Annotated in this window: 1 protein-coding gene and 1 pseudogene; both read left to right on the top strand. The window is 35.8% G+C overall.

Annotated elements, in window-relative coordinates; all coding sequences use genetic code 11:
- The coding region (locus PVA17_RS24605) for a S9 family peptidase (RefSeq protein WP_274069315.1) at positions 1 to 2,101 on the top strand (2,101 nt) is incomplete at its 5' end.
- Positions 2,102 to 2,246: 145 nt separating this feature from the next.
- A pseudogene (locus tag PVA17_RS24610) lies at positions 2,247 to 2,513 on the top strand (S9 family peptidase); the annotation flags it as partial.

Below are 2,513 nucleotides of genomic sequence, written 5' to 3' on the forward strand. Positions count from 1 at the left end.
CCAACATGGATCAGAGACAATGCGTCAGCAAATCATTGATACGTGGGTAAAAGGCGAGGAATTAAAAGATTTAAGTGTCCATATTAAACGTGATGAAGCAGCACGTATTTTAGTAAGAGCTTTAAATAAAGAAGAAAAAGAAGCAACACTTGCTGAGTATCAAGAAAAAGCAAATAAACTTGGCTTATTTAACGGTCTGTCAACTAGTGAAACAATTTCTAAACAAGATGCGGTTAAAATTTTGAATAACGCTAAAAATGTGAAAAATGGCGTCAGCAATAATGAAGGCGTGAAAGAAATTTCTGTCGAAGATTTCATGAAAAATCCAGGAAACATGGGCTATGAACTTTCACCAGATGGCAATTACATATCTTATGCTTCTGCATGGGAAAATCGATTAAACATTTTCGTGAAAAAAATGAATGACGATAGTGAGCCAGTACGTGTATCTAATTCAACGGATCGTGATATCGGGGGATTATTCTGGAAAGATGATAATTTACTATATGTAAAAGATAAAGGTGGCGATGAAAACCACCACATTTATTCAACAACATTTAATGGTAATGAAGAAAAGGATTTAACACCTTATCCAAATGTAACAGTTGGGATATTAAGTGGCTTACAGGGTGTTAAAGATGAAATCCTTATTATGATGAATAAAGAAGATGCGAAAGTCTTTGACGTGTACAAGCTTAACGTAAAGACTGGTAAAACTACACATGTTGCGAAAAACCCAGGTAATATTACGAGCTGGATAGCAGACCGTGATGGAAATGTACGTATGGCAGTTGCTTCAGATGGTGTAGTAGGCACTGTTTTATATCGAGATTCAGAAAAAGATGAATTCAAGCCATTTATTGAAATGGAAGAAGAGGATCAAGTAACACCACTTGGTTTCACTAAAGACAATAAACATATTTTGGCGAAATCCAATAAAGGAAGAGACAAAGTAGAAGTTGTTAAATATGATTTAGAAGGCAATGAAGAAGTAATTATGTCCAACTCAGAAGTGGATGTAATGGGTGTATTATATAGTTCTGATAAAGATAAATTATTATACGGTACATATGTATCAGACAAGACACATTATCAATTCTTTGACGAGGACTTTGAAAAACTATTCCGTAAAATTCAACACAAATTAGGTGTTCAAGAAAGTGAATTGGGCATTAATGATTACAACAAAGAAATGACAAAATTCATTGTTAGTGTTTCTAGTGACACTATTTTCGGAAAATATTATTACTACGATTCAACAACAGATGAAATGACTGAAATGGCAACACTAAGCCCTTGGTTAAACCCAGAGGAGCTTGCAGAAATGCATCCAATCTCATATAAGAGTCGAGATGGCTTAACGATTAACGGTTATTTAACTTTACCGAAAAACAAAGAGGCTAAAAATCTGCCACTTATCGTTAATCCACACGGTGGACCATGGGCACGTGATATGTGGGGCTTTAATAATGAGGTACAATTACTAGCAAATCGTGGTTATGCAGTATTACAAGTCAATTTCCGTACTTCAACTGGCTATGGTAAAGAGTTTTTACAGGCTGGTTATAAACAATGGGGTCTAAAAATCCAAGATGATATTACAGATGGCGTACAATGGGCAATCGATCAAGGTATTGCAGACCCTAAACGCATCGGCATTTACGGTGCATCATTTGGAGGTTATGCAACTTTAGCTGGGATTACGTATACTCCAGATTTATATGCTGCAGCAGTGGACTATGTAGGTGTATCCAACATCTTTACATTTTTAAATACAATCCCTCCGTATTGGGACACATTGCGTAACCAACTTTATAAGCGCGTGGGCAATCCGGAAGAAGATAAAGAGCTATTAACAGCTGTTTCACCTGTCTTCCATGTGGATAAAATTAAAACACCGTTATTTGTAGCTCAAGGTGCGAATGATCCACGTGTAAATAAGGCTGAATCTGATCAAGTCGTTGAAGCATTACGTGCAAGAGGCGTTGATGTGGAATACATGGTGAAGGATAATGAAGGCCATGGTTTCCAAAATGAAGAAAATCGCATTGAATTTTATAATGCAATGCTAAAATTCTTAGATAGCCATTTAAAAAAATAATAAATGAAAAAAGACTGTGCAGGAACTAAGTTTCCTGCGCAGTCTTTTACCATTATGACCATTAATTGACAAATGTGCTGAAGTTGGTATAATTTCATTGTATTGACAAAATGTATAATGCGTAATGATATAAGGAGGAATCATTTTGAAAAAAAGGTTTTTATCAGCATCATTAGCGGTTATTTTAACATCATCTGCGGTTATTCCTGTATCTATGCAGGAAGTGCGCGCTGCCAATGAAACTAGCAGTCAAGTAGAAGTAAAAGAGGAACGTTTATCTGCTAAGGAATTTTTAGATTTAACTGTAACAGCTCTAACATTCCAACATGGATCAGAGACAATGCGTCAGCAAATCATTGATACGTGGGTAAAAGGCGAGGAATTAAAAGATTTAAGTGTCCATATTAAACGT

The organism is Lysinibacillus sp. CNPSo 3705, from assembly GCF_028674935.1.
Taxonomy (GTDB): Bacteria; Bacillota; Bacilli; order Bacillales_A; family Planococcaceae; genus Lysinibacillus.